The organism is Limnobaculum eriocheiris, from assembly GCF_021010575.1.
GTDB classification, from domain to species: Bacteria; Pseudomonadota; Gammaproteobacteria; order Enterobacterales; family Enterobacteriaceae; genus Limnobaculum; species Limnobaculum eriocheiris.
Genome location: NZ_JAJNAG010000078.1, coordinates 1 through 5,909 on the forward strand (window position 1 = coordinate 1; position 5,909 = coordinate 5,909).

The window sequence follows — 5,909 nt, forward strand, 5'->3', positions numbered from 1 at the left end:
AGGTGGAATGACCGTTTCGGATCACATCACTCGTTTCAGAACAGCGGGGACAAACTACATCAATCTTTGCCATCAATCATCCAAAGGGCGAAGAATACCACAACACTAAATATGCGTCACGACCTAAACTTGAGCTATTTGTTAAAAACCAAAATAGCTATCAACACATTAGAACCTACTTAATTTGTAGCTACTCTGGTGGATTAGGACCTAAAAAGCGTCAGGGCGATTATAAAAGTCCGGAAGGATTCTATCAAATAACCGCCAATAGTTTGAATCCTAATAGTAAATTTTATCGCGCCTTTAATATTGGTTACCCTAACCAATATGACAGAGCCCATGGTTTTACCGGCAACTATCTAATGGTACATGGTGCCTGTGTTTCAGCCGGTTGTTACGCCATGACCGATGAACAAATTGCCGAAATTTATCAATTTGTCGAAGCTGCAATGAAAAACGGTCAGCAGCAAGTGAGTATCAATATTTTCCCGTTCCGTATGACTAACGAAAATATGCGGCGCCATAAAGATTCCGAATATCAGGATTTCTGGTTGCAGCTAAAAACGGGCTATGACTATTTTGAAGCTACCCATCAGCCCCCGAACATTTCCGTTGTTGATGGCCGCTATGCGCTTTACCACAAACTCAGCATATGTATGCTAATAATCTTCCCAGAAATACTGAGGAATTTATTGGTAAATTTAGCTATCGCTAAAAAGGATAATACCAATCTGAACGGTCAGAACGATAACTGTATATTTCTGGCCGTTTAGCCGCCACCTATAATCACAATAATATCATATTGTTACACTGAATTTCACTGCTCCTGTACCCCTTCCCAAAACAAGCTTTTTGCGGTACCACACAAAATGATATTTCACTATAAAAATAATTATTCTTTTTTTATTATCTGACTTACACTACCCGGCATAAAATAGACTATAAATACAACAAGTTTAAATTAATTAGCCACGGATATATGTTTTTAACAACGGGAAGAAAAATGAGCAAATCCCTATTCATGCTCAGCGTATTACTACTGTCGCCAGTGTCATTCTATTCCAATGCGCAGTCCGTTCAGCCGCTGACTGAACAACAATCTACTATGCAACCAGAAAAACAGCGGCTACTGGGTTTACCGGTTTATGTTCGCATAATTAAAGAAGATAAAGTTCTGGAGCTGTTTGTTAAAAATCAGGGCACTTATCAACTGGTACAGACCTATCCTATCTGTAACTATTCCGGTGGTCTTGGGCCTAAGCGCTATCAGGGAGATTTTAAAAGCCCTGAAGGTTTTTATCAGGTGACAATGCAAAGCCTGAACCCAAACAGTAAATTCTATCGTTCATTTAATCTTGGCTATCCTAATCAATACGATCAGGAGCACGGGTTTACCGGTAAGCATCTGATGGTACACGGTGACTGTGTATCTACCGGCTGTTATGCGATGAATAACCAGCAGATTTCCGAGATTTATCAATTTATTGAATATGCGCTGATCAATGGGCAACCTCAGGTGGAAGTTAACATCTTCCCATTCCGTATGACCAACAATAAATTGAACAGTTACAGCCACTCTGTACATTATGAGTTCTGGCAGCAGTTAAAAGTGGGCTATGACTTTTTTGAAAAGACCCATCAACCGCCAAATATGATTGTCAGTAATGGGCGCTACAATCTTGCTCCACAGGGATTATTGGCTAACAATCCACAAAAATCTAATCCGGCGAACCCTTTCGCTCGCTAAAAGACATCAGATAATACGTTTACCAAAATGAAACAGGGCAAATTCTCCTTCAGGGATTTTTTGCCACTGTTCATTGCCGGTTAATGGTTGAGTAGCCACCAGAGTAACAATATCATTTGGTGTAGTTTCTCGCTGAAAGTCGATCTCCACATCTTCGTCTAACAATGTTGCTTTACCGAAAGGTGCCCGCCGCGTTAACCAGTACAGATTGGTTGAACAATATGCCATGACATAATGACCATCAGAAAGCAGCATATTAAACACTCCCTTCTTCTTCAGTTGATCGGCACATGTAGCAATAAAGCGAAATACCGCCGGCCAGTTAGATGGCCGACGCGGATAGCGTTGTTTAAGTTGTTGCAGGATCCAGCAAAAAGCATATTCACTATCCGTTTCACCAATCGGCTGAAAAAACGGCATTTTCAGGCTTCGATAACCTTTTAACTGGCCATTGTGGGCAAAGGTCCAGTTACGACCCCAAAGCTCACGCGTAAATGGATGCGTATTTTCTAACGCTACCGCTCCCCGATTAGCCTGGCGAATATGGGAAATTACCGCACATGACTTAATTGGGTACTCTTGTACCAGTTTAGCAATAGGTGAGTTATAGCTGGGTTGCGGATCGCGAAACGTTCGGCATCCTTTCCCTTCATAAAAGGTAATGCCCCAACCATCTTTATGTGGGCCAGTACGACCACCGCGCTGTATCAGCCCGGTAAAGCTGAAACAGATATCGGTCGGCACATTGGCACTCATTCCAAGTAATTCACACATACCGACCTCTCATCAACACACTAATCAGATGCTGTTATTTTGCCATCTCTTTTTCAACTAACAGCATCAGAATATGGATCACTTTAATATGCACTTCCTGAATACGGTCCGCATAGCCAAAATGAGGAACGCGAATTTCAACGTCAGCCAGACCATCCATTTTCCCGCCGTCTTTTCCCGTCAGCACAATCACTTTCATGCCTTTTTCGCGGGCAGCGTCAATGGCTCTTAAAATATTGGCCGAATTACCGGATGTGGATAATCCAAACAGAACATCCCCTTCACGCCCCACCGCTTCCAGATAACGGGAAAAAACATAGTCATAACCAAAATCGTTACTCACACAGGAAATATGACTTGGATCAGAAATAGCAATAGCCGGATAGCCTGGACGGTTTTCACGATAACGCCCGGTCAACTCCTCCGCAAAATGCATAGCATCACAATGTGAGCCGCCGTTACCACAAGAGAGCACCTTACCACCGGCTTTAAACGAACTGGCTAACAGCAAAGCGGCACGCTGTACAGATTCAATATTAGCGTCGTCACTGAGGAACTTTTGTAATACCTGAGCGGCTTCATTAAGCTCGCTGCGGATTAAATCCTGATACATGAAAAACCTCTTTGTAGATAAAGTGTAGTGAATCAGTTTCGATCAGTGTAACGGATAGCAATAGTAGCGAGAAGTGCCATAAACGCTATCTTCTGTGCAAATAGCCTATTTCTCAGCCATTCAGTCGCCATTTAATGATACATTCGTGCCAGTTGCTGGCGGTTTTCCGTCCAAATGATTGGCAATAACAAAACAGATGAAATAGCACCCGCAATCATTGCCAGTATCCATAATGTAGTACATAAACTGCGAAGATTATGAGACCAATCAGCACGATAGCTGAATACCATCAATATACTGGTAAGCAACGCAGCAGCAACACCGCCAGTATAAAATAAATTGACTGAATGCTCCCCGGCCCCCATTGCACCGAAAACAATCACCAGATAAGCAACAATGCAAACAAGGCTCAACCAATAATTTGGCTTTTCCCGTCCCAGTTGAAACTGTTCGGCCACTTTCATTAAGTTTGGGCGATATTCTCCGGCAGAGAACGGATCAATCCATCCAAAACGGCTGCCTTGAGAATAGAGAACTTTTTTCCCTTGTTTAATGACCGCTGAAGACGCTGAACTTTGAGCGACTTCGCTCCCCCCTTTTTTCCAGACCAGTTCAATATCAGGAATATGTTCAGACAACGCCTGAAAAAAGCGGGTAACAAATTCAGCATCAAAGCGCTTTTTGAACAATAACTTTAAAAACCACATAAATACCTTCAAATCGGACAACTGGCTATCAGGTTAATTTACAGGAAGATGAAGGAGAATAGAAACCGGTATATAAAGAGAAATGCAGCCAAGAAAAAACCAGAGACGAAAAAAATCCCCTGAGCGTTTAGCTCAAGGGATTGAAATTAGTGGCGGAACGGACGTCTGCCATACATGAGTCCAACACAAACCAACCCCATCGTACAAATCCCAGCTATGCAGCCATCTTACCCAATTTCCTGTCCAATACAACTTAACCTTATCTTAACTCAGCCGCTTGTTAATGGCATACTAAATGGCATACTTAAAATAGTGGAATTTTCAGCTCATGGCACTACTTACTGATACTAAAGCTCGTCACATCAAGCCTGATGACAAGCCCGTTCCACATGGTGGGGTCACGGGCTTAGCTCTTCATCCTTCCGCTACAAAAGGCCGCGGAAAATGGGTTCTTCGTTATGTCAGCCCTGTGACCCAAAAACGTCGAAATGCCGGTCTAGGTAGTTACCCTGAAATAACCATTGCTGAAGCTGCCAGATTGGCGCAAACCATGCGCGAACAATTAGCGTATGGTGATGACCCACTAGAGCTCAAAAAAGCAAAAACCACAAAAGTTATTATTCCCACCTTTGAAGAAGCCGCCAGACAAGTCCACACTGAATTGCTACCTGGATGGCGTAATCAGAAACATGGTAAACAATGGATATCCACACTTGAGCAGCACATATTTCCCATCTTAGGGCCGGTGTATCTTAACGAAATCACGCCAGCAAATGTGGCTGACGTACTACGCCCTTTCTGGATGACGATCCCTGAAACCGCGGGTCGAGTTAAGCAACGTATCCATAAAGTCATGCAATGGGCATGGGCTCACGGACATTGTTCTGCTAACCCTGTTGACGTTGTTGACCATCTTCTTCCTCAGCAGGTCAGCGTTAGTATACGCACTGAGCATCAACCGGCCATGCCATGGAAGGTCATACCGTTATATGTAGCCTCTCGCGTCTATAGTCACGAGCGCTATAATGTTACCCGCGCATTGTTACTGTTCACTCTCCTGACCGCCAGCCGTTCAGGAGAGGCCCGAGCCATGTGTTGGACCGAGATTGATTTTAAACGCAATATCTGGACGATCCCGCCTGAACGCATGAAAAGTGGTATAAGGCATCGGATACCGCTATCTAGCCAAGCTGTTGAAATACTTTCTCAAATGAGGGGGTTACATGAGGAGTTAGTCTTTCCCTCACCACGAAAACAAATAGTGCTAACTGATATGGTTTTGACTTCTTTTTTACGCAGAACCAAGGCTATCAGTGATACTCCTGGCCGTTATGCTGTCGCCCATGGATTTCGTTCTAGCTTTAGAGACTGGTGTAGTGAACATCACTATTCTCACGATATAGCTGAACGAGCCCTTGCGCACACTATCAAGAACAAATCTGAAGCAGCCTATCATCGTACTGATCTGTTAGATGAACGCCGTTCAATGATGCAAACATGGGCAAATTATGTGTTTTCTTCAGTAGGATAGTGGACAGCATTATATAGGTAGTATTGATACTAACGAATATTTCAATGTACTTTAAATAGATACACCTAACATTACTGGATCTAGATTAACGATAAACTTGATTGAATTCTAAACTTATGTACTTCTAAGGAAGGCCTATGATGCAATCTGAACTAATTGAAATTGAAAAGTTCGATGAGATTTTTTTTAAGTATAGTGAAAGGTTTATAAAGGATTTTGAAGAATGTGTAATTCTCTATATTGATGGCATAACTTATGAGCCATCTATGACTGCCTTAAACTTTCATGAACAATTAACAACTGAATTAGATAGTAAAGACCCCGACGATCATATATTGGATACTAATATTGAATTAGCAATTGGTGAACCCAAATATTATATAGATCACGCTTACATGTATTATCGGAAATCTGGTCGTGACGCATATTTAGTGTTGTGGTATTCTTCGCCCTTTGGATGATTGATGGCAAAGATTGATGTAGTTTGTCCCCGCTGTTCTGAAACGAGTGATGTGATCCGAAACGGTCATTCCACCT

8 protein-coding genes and 1 pseudogene are annotated in these 5,909 nt (G+C 42.5%); 5 read left to right on the plus strand and 4 right to left on the minus strand.

Annotated elements, in window-relative coordinates; all coding sequences use genetic code 11:
• Positions 1-73: IS1 family transposase (locus LPW36_RS17330; protein ID WP_338085959.1), on the minus strand; the 73-nt coding region annotated here is incomplete at its 3' end.
• Positions 74-128: 55 nt separating this feature from the next.
• On the opposite strand from LPW36_RS17330, the pseudogene LPW36_RS17335 reads away from it, so the two are divergent.
• Positions 129-650 (plus strand): annotated as a pseudogene (locus tag LPW36_RS17335) (L,D-transpeptidase family protein); the annotation flags it as partial.
• Between the two features lie 353 nt (positions 651-1,003).
• Positions 1,004-1,747: a L,D-transpeptidase family protein gene (locus LPW36_RS17340; protein ID WP_230611826.1), complete on the plus strand. Its 744-nt coding sequence runs from the start codon at positions 1,004-1,006 to the stop codon at positions 1,745-1,747.
• Positions 1,748-1,753: 6 nt separating this feature from the next.
• Here the strand turns inward: LPW36_RS17340 and LPW36_RS17345 are convergent, their stop codons facing one another.
• The 3 genes from LPW36_RS17345 to LPW36_RS17355 form a co-directional block, all read right to left on the minus strand.
• A complete protein-coding gene (locus LPW36_RS17345; protein WP_230611828.1) occupies positions 1,754-2,521 on the minus strand; it encodes a class II glutamine amidotransferase in 768 nt (255 codons plus the stop codon).
• Positions 2,522-2,555: 34 nt separating this feature from the next.
• Positions 2,556-3,134 (minus strand): D-sedoheptulose 7-phosphate isomerase, encoded by a 579-nt coding sequence (gene lpcA / locus LPW36_RS17350; RefSeq protein ID WP_230611830.1) that lies wholly within the window; start codon positions 3,132-3,134, stop codon positions 2,556-2,558.
• Between the two features lie 131 nt (positions 3,135-3,265).
• Positions 3,266-3,841: a hypothetical protein gene (locus LPW36_RS17355; protein ID WP_230611832.1), complete on the minus strand. Its 576-nt coding sequence runs from the start codon at positions 3,839-3,841 to the stop codon at positions 3,266-3,268.
• A gap of 328 nt (positions 3,842-4,169) precedes the next feature.
• On the opposite strand from LPW36_RS17355, the gene LPW36_RS17360 reads away from it, so the two are divergent.
• The 3 genes from LPW36_RS17360 to LPW36_RS17370 all read left to right on the plus strand — a co-directional run.
• A complete protein-coding gene (locus tag LPW36_RS17360; protein ID WP_230611834.1) occupies positions 4,170-5,372 on the plus strand; it encodes a tyrosine-type recombinase/integrase in 1,203 nt (400 codons plus the stop codon).
• A gap of 137 nt (positions 5,373-5,509) precedes the next feature.
• Positions 5,510-5,833, plus strand: coding sequence for a hypothetical protein (locus LPW36_RS17365; RefSeq protein WP_230611836.1), 324 nt, complete (start codon positions 5,510-5,512; stop codon positions 5,831-5,833).
• A 3-nt stretch (positions 5,834-5,836) separates the two neighbouring features.
• A partial coding sequence (locus LPW36_RS17370) for an IS1 family transposase (RefSeq protein ID WP_338085959.1) occupies positions 5,837-5,909 on the plus strand: 73 nt, incomplete at its 3' end.